We start from the raw sequence: 26,665 nt of genomic DNA on the forward strand, positions 1-26,665 counted from the left end.
GTGTACACTGACAATAAAGAAGTGAGGAAAAGAGGCGTAACAATGAAGAGAAAACTTTGGATTTTTATTGGGGTATTCGTGGTGCTTCTGGGAGGATATTTTCTTTTGTTTAGAGAAAAATCCTATAAAGTAGAGGTGGAAAAAGTGAATCCAAAAATTCAACGCTTAATGTCGACAGACAAACAACATTTTTTAACAAAACATGAATTTCACACAAAAGAAACAGCTGAGCGCAAAGATTTGTTGAAGTTTTTTATTGAAACCCGGCTCAAAACAGACGGCGGTTTTTTAACCAATTATTTACCAGATGCTGAACGCAAAGATGTCGCTACAGGACATGAGTTGCTAAGTGAGTCTTCTGGTCTATATTTGCGGGATTTAGCTTTTGATACGCAGGGACGTTTTGATAACTTTTATAAGCAGACGAAAGACACTTTTTATGACGGCGTCCAATTTAGTTACCGAATTGACGAGCAAGGCAATAAGTACAATGTCAATGCCTCGATTGATGATTTACGGATCATTCGTTCATTAATTGAAGCAGGTGGGTATTTTAACACAGATCAGTATGATCAAGAAATTAAAAAATTAGGTAAGAGTTTTATGAAAACCTCTATGAAAGATAATATTCTAATTGATTTTTACGATAGTAAATCAAAACAACAGTCTTCAGAAACTTCTTTGTTTTATATTGACTTAATTACGCTGGGTTATCTATACAAAGAATTTGGGATTTCAGCAGACTACTTGCAGTATCATTACCAATTAATAGACGATGGCTATATTTCTGATGATTTACCTCTTTATCAAACGAAGTTTAATCATCAAACAAATAAATACGAAAACAACGGAACACTTAATATTATTGAATCTTTATTAACGATTGTCCATTTAAGTGAAGTGGGTATGGCGAAGCAGACTAGTATTGATTTTGTGCGAAAACAAGTTCAGCAAGGAACGCTTTTTAACTCGTATGATTTAAATGGATCGCCTGTGGATAAAAATCAATCTGCAGCCAGTTATGCGATAGCGGCTTTAATTGGTGTTGCCGAAAATGACAAAGAGTTGTATCGTGCGGCAATTACAGTACTTAATAATTTTCAAATTATGGATTCAAGCAGCCCGATTTATGGAGGGTTTGGTGATAAAGTTACGAAACAAGTCTATTCCTATAATAACTTAATGGCTCTTTTGGCCTATGATTTCTAGATGAGGTGAAAGCATGGAAAAGATCAAAAAACACATGAACTCGGCTTTTGAATGGTTGAGTCGTTATATTTCTCCAAGTCTTTTGGCCGTTTTAGGGATTGGGTTAGTGACAAGCATTTTGTTATTTGTTTATCCGATTAATGGCTTGGGAGATAATGGCGAGTATTTTCGTGTGTTAAATTCAAATAGTCTTTATCGTGTCAATGGTGATAGCTACGACAATGTGGCCTATTTTGTTAAGGACTTTTCAATTATGCGTTATTTTAATGAAACAACGACGCACTTTGTTTCCACTCAACAATTTTTCATTACCGTTGCCATTTGGCTTAATAAACTTTTTTATAGTCAAACACTTTTCGATATTCGTTTCTTAGGTTTCGTTTATCTTAGTTGTTTTTTAGTGTCAATTTATATTCTGGTACGAGGCTTAACCGAAGACGTATCTTTGAAAAAAAGTTATCTTATCTCCTTGTTGGTTATTTTCATCTTAGGGGATACCTCCTATACGATTTATTTTAATTCCTTTTATACAGAAGCGACGAGTTTTTTACTTTCTGTGAGTGTCTTAGCATTTTCTGTCTATTTTTATCGGGTGACGAAACCACGAACTTGGCTCAGAAGAATAATCTTAGTTATCTTGGCACAAGCAGTAGTACTTTTAATAGGAACAACACGCCAAGAATATTTGCTTATTATTGGTGTAATTATTGCTGGATTAGGATTTTTTGTCTACTTGTCACAACGTTATCAACGATTGTCAATGACGGCCTTTTTAATTGCACTGATTGGTTTTACAACGTTAGCAGCTTTTATTGTCCCTAACGATATCTATGAACGTGATGTCTACCACAGTATGACGCGCGGTGTAATGAAGGATAGTAAGGTTCCAGATAAACGGATGTCAGAGGGCGGAATTAACCCGCAATATGGGTTGCAAAAGGGACGTTCCTACTTTGAAGAATACAGTCCTGTATCACCAACTTCTGAACAAATGAAAAAAGATTTTTTTGATAAAACGAGTTTTGGATGGGTGTTATTGAATTATTTAAATTATCCATCTGAATTATGGCAAGGACTGAATTCAGCGGTCCCAAATGTTTACTTAGTAAAGCCTAATAATGTGGGGAATTTTGAGAAAACGACGGGGCGTGCACCGCTAGAACAATCTAAATTTTTTATGGTGTATAACCGTATTAAAGCCAGCTTTTTTCCTAAAAACTTTGCTTTCTATCTATTATTAGGCGTGATCCTGTTTGGTTTATATGGCGTTGGTTTATACAGAGGACTCAAGAGAAACGAACCGAGATTAGTTTTTCGCTTCTTTTTAATGACAGGGATTTATCTAAATTTATTAGTTGTTTTCATTTCAACAATTATTATTGATGGGGATAGTGACTTAGTACTTCATTTGTTTTTAGTCTCAGTATTTTTAGATTTTCTCTTGTTACAAATTGTTTCTGATGTTATTGGTAAACGAATGTGGCAAGATACAACACCACAAGTCATTGGGGAGGTAGAGAAAATTGAAAAATAAACAATATCTTATTGGCTGGGTGTGTGTCTTACTCTTTTTCGTTTTTTGCGGCTTTGCTAAACCGGCGCTGGCTGCACCAAGTAAACATGTCTTACTTGTCTATGACAGCTTGAATATTGCTGGAAAAAAAGAAAATGATGTGGATGCTTTACAACGAGTGTTGACGAGTTTTGGAGTAGAAGTTCAGAGTGTGGCGGTGTCAGATTATGTGCCTGGCGAATTGCTAAATGATGGCTATGACAGTTTGATTTCTATGGTGAATTGGCCTGAACAAGCCGGCGTTATTGCCTCTGATTTTCTAGCAGATCGAGTTCATTTTAAAGGTAAACAATTACACATTGGTCGAAACATGCGTGACGATGAAAAACAATATTTTAGCGGTACGTGGAAAGAATTAAGTCATCGTCAATATCGGTTAGAAGATGAAAAAAAACGCTTTTCTCAAGTATTGCCTTTTCAAGATCAATCAGTTGTGCTGGAAAATACGCAAGGTCAGACAGTTGGTCGATTAAAAACACAAGAATTAGCACCAGAAGAATATCCATTTGGTGTAATTGAGAATGGGCATGCTTTTCTACCAATGTTTGAACGCAAAGGCGCTGTTTTTTTAGAAAGCTTGGACGTGATTAGTCAATGGCTGGAAAGTGAAAAAATGTCACGGCCGTTTTTGACGATTTCTGATTTTAACCCGTTAAGAGATATGTCTGTGGCAACCTATTTGCAAGAAGAATTAGTTAAAACCACGTATCCTTATATTTTATCCAGTACGAGCGTTTCACAAAACAATACGATTTTACCTTATAAACTATTTACGAATGCGTTACGTGCATTTGCTTCGACGGGGGTTATTTTCTTAGAAACACCGGTCGTTAATAATGTTGATTTAAATGACCAACGTGCCTTGAAACAATTGATGGCGCAGCAGATTAGTTTATTGGTCGACAGACATGTCTATCCAGTAGGCATTTCTGCTCCAGGATATTGGAATCAAGACCTTCAATACCAAGAGGATGGTCTAGCAATTAGTGATACAGTGATTCTAAGAGAAAATCCGCCGATTGAACGTGTTTTTTATCGGAACCAAACGGGAGAATCAATCACTTATAAGAATGCTTTGTTTGATTTACCGTATGATTATTTATCGGGGATTGAATGGACGGATAAAGATAATCCGAATGACTATCGATTTCCAATGCCGACCACCATTAGTTTTTCATTTCCAAATTCTAAAAAAGAAGTGGATCATCTAATTCAAGAAGTCAAAGAAGCACCAATAGTGTTTAGTGTTTCAGAAGCGGATCAACATTTCACTGTTCAAACACAAACGCAGAAAATCGAATTTCGGAATAATCGGTTCTTCTTAAACAATCAAATTGTCAATGGTTTGGCTGATACAGGGGCCTCAACAGTTGAAAAACAACGATTTACAGGGTTATTTTCATTCTTTTTCAGTATCACAAACAATATTTTGATTGGCGTTGTTACACTGACTTTAATCATCCTGATTATTTTGTTTATGATTGGACGAAAGAATTATCGGTCGAAATATATTAATAAGGAGGAAGACAAATGACCATTGCTGACATTGTAATGTTAACAGCAACTATCATTATTTGGAGTCTACTAATTGTAAATATTCTCTTAGTTATTTTTGGCTATGTTTATTATTTAAAAACAGATCCTGTCGCACCGCCACCTGTAGAGGACGAAGATGCACCGTTTGTTTCAATTATGGTGCCGGCCCATAATGAAGGAATTGTCATTGTGCGGACAGTTGAAGCGTTATTGAATTTTAATTATCCGCAAGATCGCTATGAAATTATTGTGATTAATGATAACTCAAGTGATAATAGTGCTGAGCTTTTAGCGAATGTCCAAAAAAAGGCGGTTAATCGAAATTTGCAGATTATTAATACAGACAATATAACAGGTGGGAAAGGTAAGTCTAATGCCTTAAACATTGGTTTCAAGCAAGCCAAGGGGGACGTGATTGCCATTTATGATGCGGACAATACACCTGAACCGAATGCACTCCGTTATTTAGTTGGAGAGTTAATTGCTAGTGAGGAATACGGCGCGGTTATTGGTAAATTTAGAACGAGAAATCGCAATGCAAGCCTGTTGACACGCTTTATTAATATCGAAACACTTGCCTTTCAATGGATGGCACAAGCCGGTCGTTTTCAATTATTTAAGTTATGCACGATTCCTGGCACAAATTTCATTGTTCGTCGCAGTATTATTGAAGCCATTGGCGGCTGGGATGACAAAGCGTTAGCCGAAGATACAGAAATCAGCTTTCGCATCTATATGATGGGCTATAAAATTAAGTTTCAACCAAAAGCAGTGACGTGGGAGCAAGAGCCGCAAACTTTGTCTGTTTGGTTCCGACAACGGACGCGATGGGTCAAAGGCAATATTTATGTCATTGTTAAAAATGCTAAATTATTGTTTAATCCTAAAGCGAGTCGGATCCGTTTTGATATTTTATATTTCTTGTCCATTTATTTTCTCTTAATGACATCGCTCGTTTTGTCAGACATCATGTTAGTTTTATCAATGTCTGGTTACTTAACAACGACCCTGCAAGGATTTAGCAATTCCTTATGGTTGTTAGCGATTTTGTTATTTATTTTCAGTACTTTTGTCAGTATTACAACCGAAAAAGGCGAAATGACTTTAGAGAATATCTTAATTATTGCCTTGATGTATATTACATACAGTCAGATGTGGCTAGTAGTCGCCGCTTATGGCATGGTGATGTATATTAAAGAAAATGTTTTTCATAAACAAACACAAACAAAATGGTACAAAACTGAACGATTTAAATAAGGAGGAAACGTGCAATGAAACAAAAAACAGTCACTTTAATAGGGTTGTTCTTTCTGGCAATTCTAATTGGTGTCGCAAGTCCGACCGTATACGCCGAAAACAAAGAACAAGACAACCATACCTTTACACAACCTTTTCAAAATAAAACAATCTCTTTAACAGGTACTTCTGTCCGTAGCACCATGTATTTTACAAAAATTGATTATTGGGATGTAAAAAAAGCATCATTCAATATGACCTACCAAATCACACAATTAAAAAATAATCAGACCTCAGATTTAACTGTCGCAGTGAATGGTGTGAAGTTTTATTCTTGGCGTCCTGAAAATACGACTGGTATTCAACAAAAGACGATTGAAATCCCTTTAGAACTGATTAAAGAGACAAATACATTGACTGTTGAGGGCCAAATTATTAATCAGGCAGGAAACGATATGTATAATTTAATTGAAACTCCGGCAAATTGGTTAACGATGTATGAAGGATCTAACGTAAACTTCCAATACGATTTACAATTACCAGAGAATACAATTCATTCTTTTTATAATCATTTTGTGGGAGCAGACACGATTGCAAATAAACACAGTGTTATTTTGACACCAGAAAATGCATCGGAAAAAGAATTAGCTGCAGCGACCCATGCGTTAGCTGGTGCTGCTCGTTTGATTACTACCTCAGAAGAATTGTTGCCAATGGCTTCTTTGAACAAAGAACAGTCAGCACCCTATCAGTTGATTATTGCCAGCTATGATAAATTACCAGATCAGTATAAAAGTCAAATCGATAGCAAACGTGTGGAGGACCAGGCTGTCTTAAAATTTTTCAATCAACCAGATAAGCATGTTTTAGTAGCTACTTCTAAAGATGAGGACTTACTTGTTCGTGCGGGACGTTATTTAGCAAACTATGAATTAATGACCCAAACAGATAAAGAAGAGACAACAGTTGATGAGAATACCGATACGTTTAGTTCAACTTTAGAATTTGATGGAAATTATCCATTAACCTCAACGGGGGATAAGCTAGAAGGGGCCTATCACCAAGAACAAACGTACTTTGTCAATTTACCAGTGGATCGAAACAATGCCAATGGAAGTCGCGTGCATTTACATTTTAAATACGCTGAAAACTTAGATTTTGATTCTTCTTTAGTGACGGTCTATGCCAATGATAAACCAATTGGCAGCAAGAAATTAAGCGCTGCTCGTGCGAACGGTGATGAATTAAATCTCGAATTTCCAAAGAACTTAGAAATTGCTGATAGTTTTGTTTTAAAAGTTGCTTTTGATTTGAATGTTAAATCACCAGAAGTTTTGCGAAATGGTCAGACTCCATGGGCCTTTATTGAAAATAATTCAAATGCGTTTATTCAAACAGAAGAACTGAATGACATATTATTTAACAACTATCCGAACATTTTTATCAGAAGCCGTTCTTTTGCTGATTTAGCGATTTTATTACCAGAAAAAATGGACGACAACTATTTTAAAGTGTTGACTAATTTATTTAACTTAATTGGTAATTATGCCGAAAGTAATGTCGGTGAGATTACGTATTATAAAAAAGCGCCTAAAAATGCGGCATTAGAAAATCATAACTTGATTATTTTTGGTACGCCTAAGGATAATCCGATGATTCGTAAGTTAAACGATCAGTTATATTTCCATTATGATAAGGACTTCACACGTTTTGTTTCAAACGAGAAACTGAGCATTGAAAAAGATTATGGCAAACAAATCGGTACGGCGCAGTTAATGTTTTCTCCATATAATGCGAAAGCCGCGGCGTTAATCTTAACGGGAGCTAAATCACAAGGTGTCTTTTTAGCCTCTACACAAGTGAATACAGAGAAGAATACTTCTATGTACAAAGGAGATGCCATTGTGGTCGATCCAAACTATCGTCGCTATGATTATCGTTTCAAAAAACGTGTAAGCAACGTTAGCAACGAATCATTAGGTAAACGAATTGTCAATAATCATAAATTAATGATTTATCTATTTGTCTTCTTAATTGGTATGACCATTATTGGATTAAGTGCGTTCTTCATCGTGAAGAAGAATTTGAAAGGTGGGGAATAGAGTGAATCAAAAACGAGTGACCTTACTTTTGGATTTAACTTTGTTGGTAGGAATTGTTTTGGTTGTCGGCACAACCATCTTTATGGCCTTAGGAACGAATGATTTCTTTGTGGACTTAAGTTGTCTATTAATTTCAGTTATCTTAATTATTGTTACCTATTTTGTAGGGATTACAGCGGGGTTAACATTTTCGCTTATATTTATTTTTCTACAATTGACTTATGTTGTATATCAGTATGTCTATCATGATTTGTTTAGCTATGGCTCATTATTTTGGCTAATCATGCCGCCGCTCTACTGTTTAACAATCTATGCAGTGACTTATCAAATTCGTACGATTGAAGAAGAAAATATTCGCTTACGTAAAGAAACTTCTCAGTTAAATGCGTTAGATGCAGTAACCAATTTAAGAACAGCAAAAATGTACGAAGAAGGATTCGATTTATTTTCTGACATTTCTACACGTTATGAAGCGCCGTTATATTTAGTCGTGATCCGAGTGGCCTATTGGGAAAGTATTCGTAACTTATTAAGTCCTGAACAAAAAAATGAATTGCTACAAATCGTGACAGCGGCGATTAAAGAGACAACGGATGATCGCTTCTTACCATACTTTATCGACGGCACACCGCCAACTTGGGCGTTATTAATTTTCCGCGATGGGGATGACGGATACACTACTAGAAAAGAATTCAAACAACAAGCTCAAGAGAAATTTGCCCATTCTGAAACCTTAAGGAATATTACTTTGACATTACAAGTTTCCTATACCAAATATGATCCTGCCGAATTTAACAACGCTTCAGAATTTTTAGGGGATGGAATTAATTCTCTTCAATATGATGTTTAAAAAGGAGGCAAACAAATGACTGAAAAAATTGCTGTTTTTACAGGGAATTTAGCAGAGGCTGGTGTGATAAATGAGACGCAGCCATTGTCAATGCGATTGCATTTAGAAAATATCCAAGCAGAAAGTGATCCAGAATCCATCGTGCCCTTATTTTCTCATGGGGTAATTTTAAACATACTTGTTGAACAGTTAGAGGAAAGTATCCCACTGTCTCACTTGAAAAAAGGGACAAAAGTCCGTTTCACAGTCGTAGGCTTGCCGCCGATGACTATGTCGATTCCACCGCATGTTGGTGGGCAAGCGATTGAATTGATAGAAGAAATCTAAAAAGCTTCTGCATTAGCTATGATTATTAGCTAATGCAGAAGCTTTTTTTATTCAAAGGTCATTCTTTCAATTCGATCGAACGCTTCCTTTAATAAATCTAAATTTTGTGTTGCGGCTAAACGAATGTACTCATCGCCTGTTGTTTCACCAAATGCTTTTCCAGGAATCACTAATACTTGTGTCTCTTTTAAAAGCTTTTCCACAAAAGGAACGGAAGTTAGTCCGGTTTTTTGAATGTTAATGAAGGCGTAAATACTTCCTTTGACTGGATGAAGCGAAAGGAAAGGAATCTTTGCTACTCGCTGGGCCACATACTCTAAACGTGTTTGGAACACTTCAACGATCGGGTCTACAAATTCGTCAAAATGTTGTAACGCATAGATTCCTGCTTGCTGTGACAACGTAGGCGCAGAATACGTAACGCCTTCATTAATTAATTTGGCTACTTCGTTAATATAGTCTGGGGCAATCATATAACCAATACGCCAGCCAGTCATTGCAAAGGCTTTTGAAAAGCTGCCAAAAGTGATAGTATTTTTTGGAGCAAACGTAGCCATGGGAGTAAACGTTTCTTGGAAACAAAAGGCTTCATAAACTTCATCTGAAAGAATGTATAAATTGTGTTCAATCGCTACCTGTGCGATTTCTCTGAAAGTTTCTTCAGAGAAAACAGCGCCTGTCGGGTTATTCGGTGAATTTAGAATAATCGCTTTGGTTTTAGGCGTGATTTTTTCTTTCAAAAGAGCTACATCAATTTGGAAACCATCTTCTTCATAGGTTGGCAAAAAGACCGGAACACCATCTGCTAAAAGGACTTGGTCTTTATAAGGAGAGAAGTAAGGTTCATGAATAATCACTTCATCTCCAGGATTTAGAATCACTTGTAAGGCAAGGTACATTCCGTGCAGAGCGCCAACTGTGGCCCGGACTTGATTCGGTTGAAAGGATAATTGATAATGTGACTGATAAAACTGAATGACCGCCTCAATGAATGCCTCGCTACCATCAGAAGCGGTATATTTTGTATGCCCATTTTTGGCATCGTTAGCTGCTTGTTCGATAATCCGCTCATCGGTAATTAAGTCAGGGTCACCAATCGATAAATCGATTAAATTTGGGGTCTTTTTCGCCAATGTTGCAATATCCATGAGTAAATTTTCAGTAGGTTGTTGGTAACGTGTTGCGATATTCTTGCGATCCATACCAGGTGCTCCTTTTTATAAAACTTTTCTTAGAAAATCTTGTGTTCTTGGGTTTTGTGGCGCATCAAAAATTTCTTCAGGTGTGCCTTCTTCTTGAATAATTCCTGCATCCATAAAAATGACACGGTCCGCAACTTCTTTTGCGAAGCCCATTTCATGGGTAACCACTACCATTGTCATCCCTTCAATAGCTAAATTTTTCATAACGGATAGCACTTCGCCCACCATTTCAGGGTCTAAGGCAGAAGTTGGTTCATCGAACAGCATCACGTCAGGACGCATGGCTAAAGCGCGAGCAATCGCTACCCGTTGTTGTTGCCCACCAGAAAGTTGAGCGGGATAATTTTCTTTTTTATCTGATAAACCAACTTGTTCCAGTAAAGAAAGAGCATGTTCTGTGGCTTCAGCAGCGGCTTCTTTTTTTACTTTAACAGGACTAATCGTTAAGTTTTCCAAGACATTTTTATGCGGGAAAAGATTGAAATTTTGGAATACCATTCCCATTTTTTGACGAAGTTGATCAATGTTGGTATTTTTATCTAATAAATTTTTTCCTTCAAATTCAACGCTGCCACCAGTTGGTGTTTCTAATAAGTTCAAGCAACGTAAAAAAGTACTTTTACCACTACCAGAAGGGCCAATAATTACGACAACTTCACCAGCTTCAATTTCTAAGTCAATTCCTTTAAGTACTTCATTTTTTCCGAATGTTTTCTGTAAGTTTTTAATGTTAATCACTAGTACTCATTCTCCTTTCAGCAACACCTAATAGACGCGAGATAGTAAAGGTTAGGACGAAATAAATCAACGATACAATTAAGTAAGGTAAGAAGGGTTTAAAACTTGCTCCTTGAACGTTGCCAGCTTGGAAAATTAGTTCCGAAACGCCAATGACTGAAACAACGGAAGATTCTTTAATTACTGTAACAAATTCATTGCCTAACGCTGGTAAAATATTTTTAATAGCTTGTGGGAAAATGATGTATCGCATTGCTTGATTTTGATTCATTCCCAAAGAACGAGCAGCTTCCAATTGTCCTTTATTAACTGCCTGAATACCAGCACGAATAATTTCTGCTACATATGCACCACTGTTTAGAGAAAGGGCAATACAACCAGCTGCTACTTTTGATAAGTCTAAACCAAGAACGCCTGTCCCGAAATAGACAATAAAAATTTGAACAAGCAAAGGAGTGCCACGAACATATTCAATATAAGCAATGGCAATGCCACGTAAAATTTTGGAATTGGCTAACTTCATTAAAGCAAGTAATGCCCCTAAAATGGCACCAAACAAAACACCAATGAAAGCTAGGAAAATGGTATAGCCTGCACCGTTAAGATAGAACTTTCCATACTTTTGTAAAAAGCTTTGATCTTTTTGGAACATTAATTGATTGGCTTCTTTTTTATAACCGTCCATTAATTTTTGATCATTAATTTGTTTAATAGAGGCATTTACTTTCTCCGTCAAAACGGGCGCATCTTTAGGAAAAGCAACGGCAGTATCTTTTGAGCCTTTTTCAAAGGTAACATCAGCAAAAGCTAAATCCTCATTTTGAGAAACATAGGCTTCGCCAACCGGTTCTTCCATAACGACTGCATCTAATTTATTATTTTTTAGATTCATAATTAAATCTGGAATTTTTTGAAGAGAAGTAGGGACAGCACCGGTTAATTCGGTTTTAATTAATTCTTCTTGTGTCGTTTGCTTTTGGGCACCTGCACGAACGCCTTCGAAATCTTTAGTGGAATGAAATTTATCTTTGTCTTCTTTCCGAACAATGACTCTTTGTTGAACGTTCATATATGGTTGAGAAAAAGCTACTTCTTTTAATCGTTCAGGCGTTGGCGACATGCCAGAGATGACCATGTCAATCTTGCCAGTTTTTAAGGCCCCTAACAGAGCATCGAAGCCTAGTTCTTCGATTTTTAATTTAACGCCTAAATCGTCGGCAATTTTTTGAGCAATAGAAATATCAAAACCGACAATTTTATCTTCACCATCTACTTTTGCATGAAATTCATAAGGGGCATAGTCTGCGGATAGGCCGACAACTAGTTCTCCCTTTTGGATGATTTTGTCATAGACTGGATCGTTTTCGGCTGCAAAAGTTTCTTTAATAGGTAATAATGAGAGCAACAAGAATAAAATTGGTAAAATCGTCTGTAGCCATTTTTTACATTTGGTCATTTGCGTAAACTCCTTTTTGTATTATTTTTATAAATATTCAAAAAAAGCGAATAAATGTATAAAAATTTATTGTGTTATGATGTGGTTTATCATATCATAGAATATGTAAAAGGAAAAGTAGTAGAGTTGAAAAAATACAACTTTTTCAAAAAAATTTTCAAAAGTCAAAAATGAAGGGGATTTTCAAGATGGAACAATCATTAATTGTGAGAGGGACACCACAAGAGTATCTTTGCGAAATTGGTTCGTGGGAATTATTAGAAGGACAACTATTATGCAGAAATATTCATCGTGTATTCATTTTACACGGGACTGAGTCATGGCAAGCGGCAAAACCGTATTTTCCGACGTTTCAAAAAGTAACAGCTGTTTTTGAAAACTATGGAGGTGTTTGTACAGATCAACGTGTGCAAGAGTTAGAAGCGCAAGTGCTGGACAATCATTTAGAGGCCATTGTCGCTGTCGGTGGAGGAAAAGTGGCCGACTTGGGCAAAGCCTTAGCACACAAAATGGCGTTACCGGTCATTATTTTACCCACTTTAGCAGCTACTTGTGCGCCGTGCACGCCATTGAGTGTAATGTATCGAGAAGATGGAGCAATGGAACGGTATGACGTTTTTCCGCAAGCAAACGCTTTGGTGTTGGTAGAACCAAGAGTGTTATTGCATTCGCCTCGGTCCTTAATGGTGGCAGGTATTGGGGATACATTAGCTAAATGGTATGAAGCAGATGCGATTATTTCGCAGTTAGACGTCCAAGTGTTACCTATTCAAGTTTCTCATTTTGCCGCGGAAAAATGTCGCGATATTTTGTTAAATGAAAGTATCAATGCTTTAAAAGCGATGGAAGAGCAACAATTAAATCAATCGTTTATTGATGTCATCGAAACAAATTTAATTATTGGTGGAATGGTGGGTGGCTTTGGCGATGATTATGGTCGGACAGCGGGTGCCCATTCCATTCATGATGCACTAACTTTGCTACCAGCTAGCCATCGACAATTGCATGGAAACAAAGTGGCGTATGGTGTGTTTGTTCAATTAGCCATTGAAGAGAAATGGCAAGAAATCGCTGAATTGATTCCGTTCTATCACCAACTAGGTTTGCCTATTTCTTTAAAAGAAATGGACATGGACTTAACTGAAGCCGAGTATCAAGAAGTAGCAGAACGTGCTTGTATAGAAGGCGAAACGATTCATTATATGAAACAAAAAATTACCCCTGAAATTGTGAAAACAGCGATGCAAGATTTAGAAAAATATACAGCGACAAAATAAGTGCCAAACAGCAACTAGTTCATTTGAATTATTTGAACTAGTTGCTGTTTTTTAAGGATCCTTTTTTGAAAAAAGAAACCTTGAGAAATCCTTGCAAATTCAATAAAAAAAAAGTATGATGATGGGAGGACAAATTATAGTAGAAAGTAGGGAAATGAATGACGGAACCAGCCATTCGTTATCGTTTAATTAAAAAAGATAAACACACAGGTGCGCGTTTAGGTGAATTAATTACTCCTCACGGCACATTTCCAACACCAATGTTTATGCCGGTAGGTACACTTGCGACAGTTAAAACAATGTCACCAGAAGAATTAAAAGAAATGGGTGCCGGTGTTATTTTAAGTAATACTTACCATTTATGGTTACGCCCAGGTGAAGATTTAGTCGAAGAAGCAGGCGGTTTACACAAATTTATGAACTGGGATCAACCTATTTTAACTGATTCAGGTGGCTTCCAAGTCTTCTCATTAAGTGATATGCGGAAAATCGAAGAAGAAGGTGTGCATTTTAGAAATCATTTAAATGGTTCAAAAATGTTCCTTTCTCCAGAAAAAGCGATCAATATTCAAAATAAATTAGGATCAGATATTATGATGAGCTTTGATGAATGTCCACCATTTGATGAAAGCTATGAGTATGTCAAACGCTCGATTGAACGGACTTCTCGTTGGGCTGAGCGTGGCTTAAAAGCCCATGCGAATCCTGATAGACAGGGATTATTCGGTATTGTTCAAGGTGCGGGATTTGAAGATTTACGTCGTCAAAGTGCCAAAGATTTAGTGAGTATGGATTTTCCTGGCTATTCGATTGGTGGCTTATCTGTTGGTGAGTCTAAGGAAGAAATGAACCGAGTCTTAGACTTTACGACACCGTTAATTCCAGAAAATAAACCACGTTACTTAATGGGTGTGGGTGCCCCTGATTCATTAATTGATGGAGTGATTCGTGGGATTGACATGTTTGATTGTGTGTTACCAACACGTATTGCGCGCAATGGTACTTGTATGACTTCACAAGGTCGCTTGGTTGTTAAAAATGCCCAATATGCAAGAGATTTTCGTCCGCTTGATGAGAAATGTGATTGTTATGTTTGTCGTAATTATACGCGGGCCTATATTCGTCATTTGATTAAATGTGATGAAACATTCGGAATCCGTTTAACATCGTATCATAATTTATACTTCTTGTTAGACTTAATGAAAAATGTCCGTCAAGCAATTATGGACGACAATTTATTAGAATTCCGACAAGCGTTTTTTGAAGAATATGGCTTTAATAAAGCGAATGCAAAAAGTTTCTAAAAATTAGAGGAAAAAACTAGTTCTTCAAGCATTTTTTTGATACAGTTAGTAGTGTGAATAATGCAGAGTGAGGTGAAACAAATGGGTGGCGGATTTACAATGATTTTTACATTAGTCCTTCTAGGAGGAATGATGTTTTTCATGACACGTTCTCAAAAGAAACAACAGCAAGAACGTCAAAAACAACTAAACGCAATGAAAACTGGCGATAGTGTTGTCACAATTGGTGGTTTACATGGTGTTTTAAGTGAAATCAACGAAAAAACAGTTTTAATCGATTGCGAAGGTATTGTCTTAGAATTTGACCGTGCAGCAATTCGAACTGTAACACCTGGAACTGCTGTTACAAATGATTCAGCAGTAACTAGTGTACCAGTCACAGAAGTTGAAGAGACAGTCACAGAAGAAGTAACTGAAGTTCCTGAAACATCAGATCCTTCAAAAGAAAAGAAAGACTAAACGAATCAACTGATTCATTTAATGGTTAAAGAGAGCGGAACAGGCTTTTCAAAGGCGAAACTGTGACCAGTAGTCACGCGAGAAAGCCAATAAGAAGAGATAATTCCTATTCCGCTCGTGTCGTTTATCTTAAAATGTAGGACTAGGAAGGTAGGTCATTTGGACTTACGTCCTAAGTCCTTTTTAACTATTAAGTTTACAAAAAAGGTTCCTTTTTATAATGTTTGAAGATAGTTAAATAGTGAGCAATCTTTCGCTTGGTTGGAAGGAGAAGAGCCCATGACAAAGGAAAAATTAAGTTGGTTACAACAAAAAATGCTCAATAAAAGTATTAAAAAGAAGTGCCAAAATTTTCGTGAACTAGGTTATTCTTCCATCAACGAAGAAGATTTATTGACTTATTTACTCACCTATCGTTGGAAAAAACAAACCCATTTATCTGTCAAAGACTGTCGTAAAGACATTCAGAAGGTTAAGCCAAATGAATTTTTTGACTATCAACAATTATTGGCACAGACATCAAAAAAACCTTTAAGGGACTGGCATGATATTGAAGACTTATTCTAGAAAAAAGAATAGGTCTTTTTTTTGAGATAAAAAAATTATAAATAGTTGTGAAAAATATCACAAAAACTATTTACAAGATCCATTTTATGTTGTATGATGTGAATGTGAAATAGTTAACAAAGTTTTTTTAAAATGAAACTCTTAGGAGGATGAACATGGTTAAAACAGTAAAAAAAGAAAAGACAGAAACAGTTGATGTTTCATCAATGATTGATGAATTAGCAACAAAAGCGAATGTCGCTTTAAAAGCAATGGAAGATTTTACACAAGAACAAGTAGATCACATTGTCCATCAAATGGCGATGGCGGCGTTAGACCAACATATGCCTTTAGCAAAAATGGCTGTCGAAGAAACTGGCCGTGGAATCTATGAAGATAAAGCAATCAAAAATATGTATGCATCTGAATACATTTGGAATAATATTAAACATGATAAAACAGTGGGTGTAATTAACAAAGACGAACAAACCGGTTTAATGGAAATTGCTGAGCCAGTTGGCGTGGTATGTGGGGTCACACCAACAACAAACCCAACGTCAACAACTATTTTTAAATCACTAATTGCCTTAAAAACAAGAAATCCAATTGTTTTTGCTTTCCATCCTAGCGCACAAAAATGTTCGGCAGAAGCGGCACGTATTGTACGGGATGCGGCGATTGCAGCAGGTGCACCAGAAAATTGTATTCAATGGATTGAACAACCATCGATTGATGCAACATCTGCTTTGATGAATCATCCAGGGATTGCCATTGTTTTAGCAACTGGTGGCGCAGGCATGGTAAAATCTGCGTACTCAACAGGTAAACCAGCACTAGGCGTTGGTCCTGGGAACGTACCAGCTTATATTGAAAAAACGGCTAAAGTAAAACGTGCGGTTAATGATTTAATTGTTTCAAAATCATTTGATAATGGAATGATTTGTGCTTCTGAGCAAGCGGTCATTGTGGATAAAGAAATTTATGCTTCTGTCAAAGCTGAGTTTGAAGCACACAATGTTTACTTCGTGAAACCGAATGAATTACAAAAACTAGAAGATGCAGTGATGAATGAAGGCAAATACGCAGTAAAACCAGCGATTGTCGGTAACTCTGCAGAAAAAATTGCTGAATTAGCAGGAATTAGTGTACCAAAAGGCACAAAAATTTTAGTCGCTGAATTAGAAGGTGCAGGTCCAGAATATCCATTATCAAGAGAAAAATTATCGCCAGTTTTAGCAATGATGAAATCAAACAATGCAGAGCATGCTTTTGAACTATGTGAAGCGATGTTAAACTTAGGTGGTTTAGGACATACAGCAGTAATTCATACAGAAGATGAAGAGTTACAAGTTGCTTTTGGTTTACGTATGAAAGCTTGTCGTATTTTAGTGAATACTCCATCAGCAGAAGGCGGTATCGGTAACATTTATAACGAAATGATTCCATCCTTAACACTTGGTTGTGGTTCATACGGGAAAAACTCTGTTTCTAAAAACGTATCAGCCATTAACTTAATTAATATTAAAACGGTAGCGAAACGGAGAAATAATATGCAATGGTTTAAATTACCTCCAAAAATTTTCTTTGAAAAAAATTCTTTACAATATCTACAAAAAATGGAAAATGTTGAACGTGTCATGTTAGTTTGTGACCCAGGTATGGTTCAATTTGGCTATGCAGATATCGTACGTAAAGAGCTACAAAAACGTAAAAATGATGTGAAAATCGAAGTATTTTCTGATGTTGAACCAAACCCATCAACAAATACTGTTTATGCAGGTACCAAAATGATGGTTGATTTCCAACCAGATACAGTGATTGCTTTGGGTGGCGGTTCTGCAATGGACGCGGCGAAAGGCATGTGGATGTTCTATGAACACCCAGATACAGAGTTCTTTGGTGCAAAACAAAAATTCTTAGATATCCGCAAACGGACATATAAAATTGCCAAACCAGAAAAAACACAATTTGTTTGTATCCCAACTACTTCAGGAACTGGTTCAGAAGTTACACCATTTGCCGTTATTACTGATAGTGAAACACACGTGAAATATCCGTTAGCAGACTATGCGTTAACACCAGATGTAGCGATTGTTGATCCACAGTTCGTAATGTCTGTGCCAGCTTCAGTCACTGCAGATACAGGTATGGATGTTTTAACACATGCTATTGAATCTTATGTTTCCGTGATGGCTTCAGATTACACACGTGGTTTAAGTTTACAAGCAATCAAGTTAGTTTTCGATCATTTAGAAAATTCAGTGAAACGTCCAGATATGGAATCTCGCGAAAAAATGCATAATGCATCAACCATGGCAGGGATGGCATTTGCTAATGCATTCTTAGGTATTTGTCACTCTATTGCTCATAAAATTGGTGGGGAATATGGCATTCCACATGGTCGTACAAATGCGATTTTATTACCACATATTATTCGTTACAATGCGAAAGATCCATCAAAACACGCAATGTTCCCTAAATATGATTACTTCCGCGCCGATACTGATTATGCAGACATTGCAAAATTCTTAGGCTTAAAAGGAAATACTACCGCAGAATTAGTAGAAGCTTTAGCAACAGCAGTAGCAGACTTAGGTAAATCAGTCGGAATTGACATGAACTTGAAAGCCCAAGGTGTCTCACAAGAAACATTAGACACAACAGTTGATCGTATGGCAGAACTTGCATATGAAGACCAATGTACAACTGCAAATCCGAAAGAACCATTAATTAGTGAACTAAAACAAATTATCTTAGATGCTTATGTAGGATAAAAGAACTCAAATAAAGAGACCAGAACATTAATGTTCTGGTCTCTTTAACGTTTTGCGAAAACAGTGCTGTCGATACCACGGTTATGACACCAATTAACTAAAACTGGATCGAGGATAAGTGCGGTACTCGTCAATTCTTCTGTCGTCTTTTTTCCTAAAAGAGTATAAAGCATTTTCACTTCTTCTTGCCATTGCTGTACAAGGGCTAAGGTATTTTCTAAACCATTTTTACTCATAAGGGAAGCTAAGATAGTCCCAGCAACTCCCATGCTTTTGGCACCTAAAGCGAGTCCTTTGACAATATCAAGAGAGTTACGCACACCGCCAGAGCCGAGAATAGTTAGTTTCTTTTGCCAATTTTGTGATTCCAGAAGAGAGATAACCGTTGATTGCCCCCAATCATCTAAGAAAGAAAGTTCGCGTTTTTTCCGCCGGGCATTTTCAATTTGTGTAAAACTCGTTCCGCCTTGGCCGCTCACATCCACTGCTTGAACGCCGATAGAGGTGAGTTTTTCTAAGGTTTCTTGGCTCATGCCAAAGCCAACCTCTTTGACAATGACAGGCACTTCAACGGCCTGTACGATAGCTTCAATCTTGGTTAGCCAATTAGTGAAATCACGATCTCCTTCAGGCATGACCAATTCTTGGGGCACATTTACATGGATTTGTAAGGCATTCGCTTGAAATAAATCAAGCGCTCGCTTTGCTTCTTCCACACCCAAACCTGCACCAATATTGGCAAAAATGAGTCCATCTGGGTTTTCTTTTCGCATAATTTGATACGTATCCGCTAAACTAGCATCTTTTAACGCTGCCGAGACAGATCCTGTCGCAACTAAAAGGCCAGTTTCTTTGGCAATAATGCCTAATTGCTGATTAATTTCTTTTGCACGCTGACTACCACCTGTCATTGCATTGACATAAAAAGGTTGGGGAAGCTGAAAAGAAAGAAACGAAGTGGAAATATCCACTTCGTTAACAGCGGATTCAGCAAACGATTGGTGAACAAAACGCACACGATCAAAGTCATTACTTTTTTCTTTGTGGAACGCTTTAGCTAATGATAGATGTTCATCTTTTCGATTCATGCTTCTCCTTACACTCCTTTTGACCATAGGTATAGACGTGAAGTGGCAGTGGGGTAATTCCGTCTTTTTCCCAAGCAGTCATTAATGGTAAAATCCCGGATTTTTGGCGGAAAATTACAATCCCACAATCGCCCCCGCCAGCGCCAGAAGATTTCGCAGCTCCTGTATAAGATTCAGCCAAATCACAAAGATTTTTCAAGGCTTCTGTTTCGATTACCACACCAGTCAGTGAAGATAATTCGGCGAGCAATTGGCGATTTTTAGTAATTTGTTTTTGAATAACAGAAATTTTTCCTGTGTTAAAGCCATTAATCATTGTTTCGACACAAAGCCGACTTTTCATTAAGAACTGCTCATAAGCCGCTTGTTTTTCTTCTTTTGATTGATGGACTCGATCAACTAAGTCTGAAGTGGACGCAGGGCTACCTGTCCAGCCAATTAGTAAACGTAGTTGTTTCGGTACTTTTAACGGAAAAATCATTAATTCAGGCCAGTCCATTGCTAACAAATCAGTTAATGTTTCAGTGGCTACTTTTTGATTGACCCAATCATGATCGAAGGTTGAAAAGGCAATCCAACCCCCGTAACAGCTGGCAGCGATATCTCCACAAGAACCATTTCCTTGAACGGCTAAGTGAGCTAATGCTGATAATTTGAAAATTTCCTCATTTTCCAAACCTAAATCATAAAAAATATTCAAGGCTTTGACAGTTCCAACGGTTACTGCACCGCTTGAACCAAGACCGTATTTTCGTCCATTTGAACTATCTAATTCACTCGTCACTTTTAAATGATAAAATGACAATTCTTTGTTTTGCTCTTGCGCATATTTTTCAGTTAGATGAATCGCCGCTAAAACATAATGAAAAGGATTTTCGCGAATATCTAATACAAGCTCACCATTTCGGCGTGTCCAGCGAATAGGTAACGAGCTGTATTGTGCAGATTGAATACTGCCTTCATCTGTTGTTTCTTCGACAGTTACAGTTACGAATTGATCCACAGCAACGATAATGGCAGGGTGGCCAGGTTCAACAACGGCATATTCTCCTGCAATAAATAACTTTCCTGGCGTAGTAACTTCAATCATGCTTATTTATCCATTCCTTTCGTTTCAAACAATTCAATTCCGGGACCAGCAAAAGCTGGGACTAACTGCTCTTTTGAAAAATGTTCACTTAAAAATGTTTTTAATGCTTCTAAGTTTTTCTTTTCGACTAAGACCTTGACATTCGGACCTGCATCCATTGTAAAGTAGCAAGGAATTCCTTTGGCCCGTGCTTGGCGAACTAAAGCCATCGCTTGTAAGCTGCCTGGGGACCAGTAAGTAAATGGAGGGACAGCGCCTAAGGTGGTTCCATGCATCCTTAACCCATTGGCTTCAATGATTTCTCCTAAACGAGGGAAGTCTTTTGTTTTAATTGCTTCATGAACTTGGGATAAATCTTTTTCCACATTGTCCAACCAACCTTGATAAAAGCTAGAAGTTTCTACTGTTCGTTTCATTCCATCACGGCTGGAAACATCTTTTTCGCCATCGTTAATTAAGATAAAGAGCATGGCCAATTCGTTTTCCCAATTATTGGCTGGAATATTTTCAGCAAACGAAGTTTCATCAGAGTGGCCTTTGTTCCATTGAGCAAAACCACCAAAAATGCTGCGACAAGCAGAACCTGAACCACGTCGCGCTAAACGTGATAAGTCTTTTGCTGAAAGATTTAATCCTAAGGCTACGTTACAGGCCCCTGCTAAAGCAGCTAGACCACTCGCTGAAGAAGCCAAACCAGCTGCAGTAGGCACAAAATTTTGACTTTCCACTTTTGCAAACCAAGTACAATCGGCTTGTTGACGAACAAGGTTCAAAAATTCTTTGACTTTTTTTGTTTGTTTTTCGTTTTGCAAGATACCATCTAAAATAAATACATCTTCTGAATAATGGGCATCAAATGTCACAGTTGTTTCTGTGTAAAAGGCATCTAATGTTAATGATAAACTACTATTCATTGGTAAAATGTATTCTTCATTGGCTTTTCCCCAATATTTAATCAGAGCAATATTTGTATGCGCTCGTGCTTTTCCTGAAAGCATTACTTTTTCACCTCTAATGATTGAATCCATGTAGCAACAGCTCCATTTTCTTCTAAAGTCTGTGCAATGGTTTGTGCGGTCTTTTTATTATCTGTTAAGGCAATCATACAGCCACCGCGACCGCCGCCGGTTAATTTTGCTCCTAGAGCGCCATGTTCTAAAGAGAGAGCCACTAGTCGATCCAGCATATCGTTGCTGACGGATAATTGCTGGAGTTGCTCTTGCGCTAACGTCATTAGCTGACCTAATTTTTGTTTATCATCTTGTAAAATCGCTTGCTTTGCTTCTTTAGTAAAAGAACCTAATTGTTTCATTGTTTCAGCGATTGCGGTGGGATTATTTTGAGCTAGCTGCGCAATGTCTTTCACGGCTTCACGTGTTTGACCTTTAATTCCCGTATCAGCTACTACTAAGTAGGCATTAGATAAATTCATCGAGAAATGTGTGGGCGGAAATCCTCTAGTAAAAAATAATGGATCAGCGCCGCTTGTTGCTGCGGCATCGATACCACTAGGATTGCCATGAGCAATTTTCTCACTTAAAGAAACAAGCTCAAACAATTCTTGATATGTATAAGCGTAATCAAAATAATCAAAAAGGCTTCGAACGATGGCCACAGCGGTTGCTGCGCTTGAACCCATTCCTCGTTCAGCGGGAATCGTACTTGTTAAGGTCAAAGTGCCTTTAACTGTATCTTCCTTTAAAAAATGTAAGGTTTGCTGAACAACTTCCTTGATATTTGCTAGCTCTTGGGGCACGTCTTCAAGCAATCCTGTAAAATATGCACAATCAATCTGCATAGTTTTTGCCGGGGTAAAGACGGCTGTGATTTCTGTCGCTTGAAAAGGAAAGGCGATTGCTGGTTCGCCGTAAACAACGGCGTGTTCCCCCATTAAAATGATTTTTCCCGTCGCTTGACCGAGGCCTTGTTTTTTTATATTCATTCACTGACATTCCTTTTGAGTAGAATCGAGTATAGGACAAAAGACGTTCTTGGATTAGAAGAACGTTTGTCATAATCTCTTCATGATTTATAGGAAATGATTCCAAAAGTTTCTCTTGTTCCAAAAAAAGAGATTGCTTAACCTAAGATAGTTTACCTAAAAATAAGGCACAAGTAAAATGGTTCCGTTGGTTTTTCCAAAAAATTAATAACAATTTAATAAGAAAGAACCGACAGAACCAGTTATTCGGCTATTTTTTTAAAATTTTCTTAGGTAATCACCAAACCAAGGGCACTTGCTAAATAAATGGCTTGTTCAGGGGTGACTTTAAGACCTGATAAATAGTTTGGCGAGAAAGTCAAGCGTTCAAAGGTGTTTTGGGAAAAATCCAATCCTTTTAAAGAAGTATTTAGCCAATTACTTTCGGTTAAATCGCAAGCTTCTAGAAGGAGTTTCTTCCAGGTGACCTCGAAAAATTCACTTTCGACTAAACGAGTCTGATTAAAGTGAACAAGATTAAAATTTGCAAAACGAAAAGAAGCATAATCGGCTTTGCAATCCTCAAACAGACAATCTTTTAAATAGCTATCTGCAAAATTCGCTCCTGTCAAATTGCAACGAAGGAAAGTCACTCGATGAAAACTGCCAGACAGCCATTCGACGTTAGAAAAATCGCAAGCTTCAAAACGCACATTACTACAATCAAAAGAAGCAAACTGGCCATTTGCTAATGAAAGATGATCGAAAACAGCATCCCGAAAGACTAAGTTACGAACTTCTTGATTCGGTAAATCAATCTGCTGATACAAATGATTTTCTAAGATTGCCTCATCTTCTAATTGACAGTTCGTTAATAGAGGAAGTTGTTCTGGTAGATTTGGTGACAAGGGATAAGTTATTTTCATAAAACACCTCTTTCTTCTTGTTGATTTTCAAAGGTTTCATCAATTGAGTAGGCCCGATTATAGAAACGTAGCGCAGTTGTGAAAACATAAGCGCCGGCAAAACCAAGTAAACTACCTAACACAATCCCGACTAATCGATAGTTTAAAAGATTACTAATGACTTGCTGTCGTGCAAGATTTGATAATAATAAGGACATCGGGGTAATAAAAAAGCTGGCAATCGCATAGTTTCTGTTAATGAATCCTTCAAAAGCTGCATATAGAATACTAATGATACCGATTGTTTGTAAAGGTGTAAAGGGAATCATTAATAAAATTGCAGAAAGCAACAAACCAAGACTCGTACCTAGAATCCGTTGAACATTTCGCTGCATCACAGAATGTAAATTTTCCCCTTGTAAAATGGCTGCGCAAGTAAACGTCATCCAATAAGCGTTGACTAAATGAAGCGATTGACTTAAATAAGCCGCTAAAAATAAAATGGCCGCATAATGCAAAGCATCTAATAAAGAAGCGGGATCAATATAAAGTCGTTCTTGAAGAGACATCCGTTTTTGAAAAACGTAGGGGCGCTTGTCGATGAAATGAAGCACAATGCCCATGATAATGCCGGTCACTACTCCTAAAAGAACAAAACTGGCCATGATGGGAATCTTATGTAAAGGAAAATTGTTGCTTGTTCCCATTGCGGTTGACATGATAACTAACAAAGCACCAGGCTTCTCAATGCCATACAATCTAAAAAGTAAGCGTGCAAAAAAAGCGACGATGGCAATTGTAATAGGAATCAACCAAGGTACATGGTGACTTAGCATTCCTAAGCTGTTGCCCAGAACAATAAAAAAGCCAACAATATTCAGTCTGCGCAATAATTGAGGCAAAGGAAGCGGCTGATAATAAATAAACGTATAAATGCCCATCGAGCCAAAGGTCCCAATGAGTAAATTATTGGAAAAATAACCAATTAATAATGGAATTGCCATACAAATTGCGACACCAACTAACCGAAATAATTCGTCATTTGCTTTATCAATAGCAAACAAATCCTTTAAAAACGTAGAATTTTTCATATTTTGTCACTCCTTTACTTCCTAATTTACCATAATGTTTAGAAAACTGACAAAAGAATTGCAATAAAAGACAGGAAGAAAAAGAGTGGTTTCTGATAGGAAGAGAAGAAAAATTAAAAAAAGTTAACATTTTGACTTGCAATTTTAATATGAAAAATGTAAGATATATTCCATAGCAATAAATAATTATTAAATTCTGATTTTTCAGAAAATACAGATTGTATTATTTTAGGAGGCAACACTATGAAATTGAAAAAGTCATTAACATTCGGTGTGATTACATTATTTAGCGTAACAACTTTAGCGGCTTGTGGAGGCGGCGGAACGTCAGATAGCTCAAGTGCGTCTGGTGGCGGTAAGGCAAGTGGCGAACAAGTTTTACGTGTCACAGAACAACAAGAAATGCCAACAGCTGATTTATCACTAGCAACAGACAGAATTAGTTTTATTGCATTAAATAATGTATATGAAGGAATTTATCGTTTAGACAAAGATAACAAAGTCCAACCTGCAGGTGCAGCGGAAAAAGCAGAAGTTTCTGAAGATGGACTAACATACAAAATTAAATTAAATAAAGATGCAAAATGGTCAGACGGTAAACCAGTGACTGCGAATGACTATGTTTATGGATGGCAACGAACAGTTGATCCAGCGACAGCTTCTGAATATGCTTATCTGTATGCCTCTGTAAAAAATGGTGATGCCATTGCTAAAGGGGAAAAAGATAAATCAGAATTAGGAATTAAAGCAGTCAGTGATACAGAATTAGAAATCACTTTAGAAAAAGCAACACCATACTTTGATTACTTATTAGCTTTCCCATCATTCTTCCCGCAACGTCAAGATATTGTGGAAAAATATGGTAAAAATTATGCATCAAACAGCGAAAGTGCTGTCTACAATGGTCCATTCGTCTTAGACGGCTTTGATGGTCCTGGTACAGATACAAAATGGTCATTCAAGAAAAACGATCAATATTGGGATAAAGACACAGTGAAACTGGACTCAGTAGATGTGAATGTCGTGAAAGAATCACCAACCGCGTTGAACTTGTTCCAAGATGGTCAAACAGACGATGTCGTTCTTTCTGGTGAATTAGCCCAACAAATGGCCAATGACCCAGCTTTTGTTAGTCAAAAAGAAGCATCAACACAATATATGGAACTAAATCAACGTGATGAAAAATCACCATTTAGAAATGCGAACTTACGTAAAGCAATTTCTTACTCAATCGACCGTAAAGCGTTAGTTGAATCAATCTTAGGGGATGGTTCTATCGAGCCAAACGGTTTAGTACCAGCAGATATGGCAAAAGACCCAAGTGGCGGCAAAGACTTTGCTAAAGAAGCAGGTAGTCAAATTGAATATGATACGAAAAAAGCTAAAGAATACTGGGAAAAAGCGAAAAAAGAATTGGGGATTTCAACCTTAACAATGGATATTCTTTCTTCAGATGCAGATTCTTCTAAGAAAACAGTTGAATTTGTTCAAGGGTCAATTCAAGATGCTTTAGATGGTGTGAAGGTAACGGTTAGTCCGGTTCCATTCTCTGTTCGTTTAGATCGTTCAAACAAAGGCGACTTTGATGCAGTAATCGGTGGTTGGAGTGCTGACTATGCTGATCCAAGTAGTTTCTTAGACTTATTTGCTTCAGATAACTCATATAACCGTGGACGTTATAACAATCCAGAGTTTGACAAGTTAGTGAAAGCAGCAAGTAGCGCAGATGCGACAAATCCTGAAAAACGTTGGGATGATATGTTAAATGCAGAGAAAACGATTATGGGAGACATGGGTGTGGTACCATTATTCCAAAAATCAGAAGCGCATTTACGTGCTGAAAAAGTCAAAGATGTCGCAGTTCATCCTGCTGGCGCAACGTATGACTACAAATGGGCATACATTTCAGAATAACCTGACAAAAGATCGATAGCAAACAAAAAAGGACCTTTGCCATGGAATAAAAGGCAACGGTCCTCTT

At 37.3% G+C, this 26,665-nt stretch carries 22 protein-coding genes; 13 read left to right on the plus strand and 9 right to left on the minus strand.

Going from position 1 to position 26,665, the window contains the following annotated elements; genetic code table 11:
* From IGJ52_RS03635 to IGJ52_RS03665, 7 genes are read left to right on the plus strand one after another with little or no spacing between them, the layout of a single operon-like run.
* Positions 1–1,209, plus strand: a complete 1,209-nt coding sequence (locus tag IGJ52_RS03635) for a hypothetical protein (protein ID WP_263306396.1) — start codon at positions 1–3, stop codon at positions 1,207–1,209.
* 13 nt (positions 1,210–1,222) lie between these two features.
* Positions 1,223–2,743, plus strand: a complete 1,521-nt coding sequence (gene wsfD / locus IGJ52_RS03640) for a glycan biosynthesis hexose transferase WsfD (RefSeq protein ID WP_219259830.1) — start codon at positions 1,223–1,225, stop codon at positions 2,741–2,743.
* Positions 2,733–4,316 (plus strand): hypothetical protein, encoded by a 1,584-nt coding sequence (locus IGJ52_RS03645; RefSeq protein WP_016614035.1) that lies wholly within the window; start codon positions 2,733–2,735, stop codon positions 4,314–4,316. The genes wsfD and IGJ52_RS03645 overlap by 11 nt, the downstream gene beginning before the upstream one ends.
* Positions 4,313–5,575: a glycosyltransferase gene (locus IGJ52_RS03650; protein WP_002355764.1), complete on the plus strand. Its 1,263-nt coding sequence runs from the start codon at positions 4,313–4,315 to the stop codon at positions 5,573–5,575. Before IGJ52_RS03645 ends, IGJ52_RS03650 begins: the two co-directional genes overlap by 4 nt.
* A gap of 14 nt (positions 5,576–5,589) precedes the next feature.
* Positions 5,590–7,656 carry a cellulose biosynthesis cyclic di-GMP-binding regulatory protein BcsB gene (locus IGJ52_RS03655; protein WP_002355765.1) on the plus strand — a complete coding sequence of 689 codons (2,067 nt, stop codon included), beginning with the start codon at positions 5,590–5,592 and terminating at the stop codon, positions 7,654–7,656.
* On the plus strand, positions 7,646–8,506 hold the full coding sequence (locus IGJ52_RS03660) for a hypothetical protein (RefSeq protein ID WP_002415921.1): 861 nt from the start codon (positions 7,646–7,648) through the stop codon (positions 8,504–8,506). The genes IGJ52_RS03655 and IGJ52_RS03660 overlap by 11 nt, the downstream gene beginning before the upstream one ends.
* A 15-nt stretch (positions 8,507–8,521) precedes the next feature.
* Positions 8,522–8,833, plus strand: coding sequence for a hypothetical protein (locus IGJ52_RS03665; protein WP_002419368.1), 312 nt, complete (start codon positions 8,522–8,524; stop codon positions 8,831–8,833).
* Positions 8,834–8,880: 47 nt separating this feature from the next.
* Here IGJ52_RS03665 and IGJ52_RS03670 read toward each other — a convergent pair whose 3' ends face one another.
* From IGJ52_RS03670 to IGJ52_RS03680, 3 genes are read right to left on the minus strand one after another with little or no spacing between them, the layout of a single operon-like run.
* On the minus strand, positions 8,881–10,035 hold the full coding sequence (locus tag IGJ52_RS03670; RefSeq protein ID WP_010816370.1) for a pyridoxal phosphate-dependent aminotransferase: 1,155 nt from the start codon (positions 10,033–10,035) through the stop codon (positions 8,881–8,883).
* Between the two features lie 15 nt (positions 10,036–10,050).
* On the minus strand, positions 10,051–10,773 hold the full coding sequence (locus tag IGJ52_RS03675; protein ID WP_002355769.1) for an amino acid ABC transporter ATP-binding protein: 723 nt from the start codon (positions 10,771–10,773) through the stop codon (positions 10,051–10,053).
* Entirely contained in the window at positions 10,766–12,229 is a 1,464-nt protein-coding gene (locus tag IGJ52_RS03680) for an ABC transporter substrate-binding protein/permease (RefSeq protein ID WP_002355770.1), read from the minus strand. Before IGJ52_RS03680 ends, IGJ52_RS03675 begins: the two co-directional genes overlap by 8 nt.
* A gap of 170 nt (positions 12,230–12,399) precedes the next feature.
* Here IGJ52_RS03680 and IGJ52_RS03685 point away from each other — a divergent pair, with 170 nt between their 5' ends.
* From IGJ52_RS03685 to adhE, 5 genes are all read left to right on the plus strand, one after another.
* Positions 12,400–13,506 carry an iron-containing alcohol dehydrogenase family protein gene (locus IGJ52_RS03685; RefSeq protein WP_002379176.1) on the plus strand — a complete coding sequence of 369 codons (1,107 nt, stop codon included), beginning with the start codon at positions 12,400–12,402 and terminating at the stop codon, positions 13,504–13,506.
* 158 nt (positions 13,507–13,664) lie between these two features.
* Positions 13,665–14,810: a tRNA guanosine(34) transglycosylase Tgt gene (gene tgt / locus IGJ52_RS03690; protein WP_002355772.1), complete on the plus strand. Its 1,146-nt coding sequence runs from the start codon at positions 13,665–13,667 to the stop codon at positions 14,808–14,810.
* A gap of 60 nt (positions 14,811–14,870) precedes the next feature.
* The gene (gene yajC, locus IGJ52_RS03695; protein WP_002383336.1) at positions 14,871–15,269 is read left to right on the plus strand and encodes a preprotein translocase subunit YajC; all 399 of its coding nucleotides are present in this window, start codon (positions 14,871–14,873) and stop codon (positions 15,267–15,269) included.
* 261 nt (positions 15,270–15,530) lie between these two features.
* Positions 15,531–15,836: a post-transcriptional regulator gene (locus IGJ52_RS03700; protein WP_002383337.1), complete on the plus strand. Its 306-nt coding sequence runs from the start codon at positions 15,531–15,533 to the stop codon at positions 15,834–15,836.
* A gap of 155 nt (positions 15,837–15,991) precedes the next feature.
* Positions 15,992–18,589 carry a bifunctional acetaldehyde-CoA/alcohol dehydrogenase gene (gene adhE / locus IGJ52_RS03705; RefSeq protein WP_368552649.1) on the plus strand — a complete coding sequence of 866 codons (2,598 nt, stop codon included), beginning with the start codon at positions 15,992–15,994 and terminating at the stop codon, positions 18,587–18,589.
* 44 nt (positions 18,590–18,633) lie between these two features.
* Here the strand turns inward: adhE and fni are convergent, their stop codons facing one another.
* The 6 genes from fni to IGJ52_RS03735 form a co-directional block, all read right to left on the minus strand.
* On the minus strand, positions 18,634–19,677 hold the full coding sequence (fni, locus tag IGJ52_RS03710; RefSeq protein ID WP_002403711.1) for a type 2 isopentenyl-diphosphate Delta-isomerase: 1,044 nt from the start codon (positions 19,675–19,677) through the stop codon (positions 18,634–18,636).
* Complete coding sequence (locus tag IGJ52_RS03715) at positions 19,661–20,767, minus strand: phosphomevalonate kinase (protein ID WP_002355777.1); 1,107 nt, start codon at positions 20,765–20,767, stop codon at positions 19,661–19,663. Before IGJ52_RS03715 ends, fni begins: the two co-directional genes overlap by 17 nt.
* A 2-nt stretch (positions 20,768–20,769) precedes the next feature.
* Positions 20,770–21,765 carry a diphosphomevalonate decarboxylase gene (gene mvaD, locus IGJ52_RS03720; protein ID WP_002355778.1) on the minus strand — a complete coding sequence of 332 codons (996 nt, stop codon included), beginning with the start codon at positions 21,763–21,765 and terminating at the stop codon, positions 20,770–20,772.
* Complete coding sequence (mvk, locus tag IGJ52_RS03725; protein ID WP_002383342.1) at positions 21,765–22,709, minus strand: mevalonate kinase; 945 nt, start codon at positions 22,707–22,709, stop codon at positions 21,765–21,767. Before mvk ends, mvaD begins: the two co-directional genes overlap by 1 nt.
* A 269-nt stretch (positions 22,710–22,978) precedes the next feature.
* Positions 22,979–23,614 carry a pentapeptide repeat-containing protein gene (locus IGJ52_RS03730; RefSeq protein WP_438791919.1) on the minus strand — a complete coding sequence of 212 codons (636 nt, stop codon included), beginning with the start codon at positions 23,612–23,614 and terminating at the stop codon, positions 22,979–22,981.
* A complete protein-coding gene (locus IGJ52_RS03735) occupies positions 23,611–24,684 on the minus strand; it encodes an FUSC family protein (RefSeq protein WP_002383344.1) in 1,074 nt (357 codons plus the stop codon). Before IGJ52_RS03735 ends, IGJ52_RS03730 begins: the two co-directional genes overlap by 4 nt.
* Before the next feature lie 243 nt (positions 24,685–24,927).
* On the opposite strand from IGJ52_RS03735, the gene opp1A reads away from it, so the two are divergent.
* Positions 24,928–26,598, plus strand: a complete 1,671-nt coding sequence (opp1A, locus tag IGJ52_RS03740) for an oligopeptide ABC transporter substrate-binding protein Opp1A (RefSeq protein ID WP_010816372.1) — start codon at positions 24,928–24,930, stop codon at positions 26,596–26,598.
* Positions 26,599–26,665 lie beyond the last annotated feature (67 nt).

The organism is Enterococcus sp. DIV1758 (assembly GCF_051711985.1).
GTDB classification, from domain to species: domain Bacteria; phylum Bacillota; class Bacilli; order Lactobacillales; family Enterococcaceae; genus Enterococcus; species Enterococcus faecalis.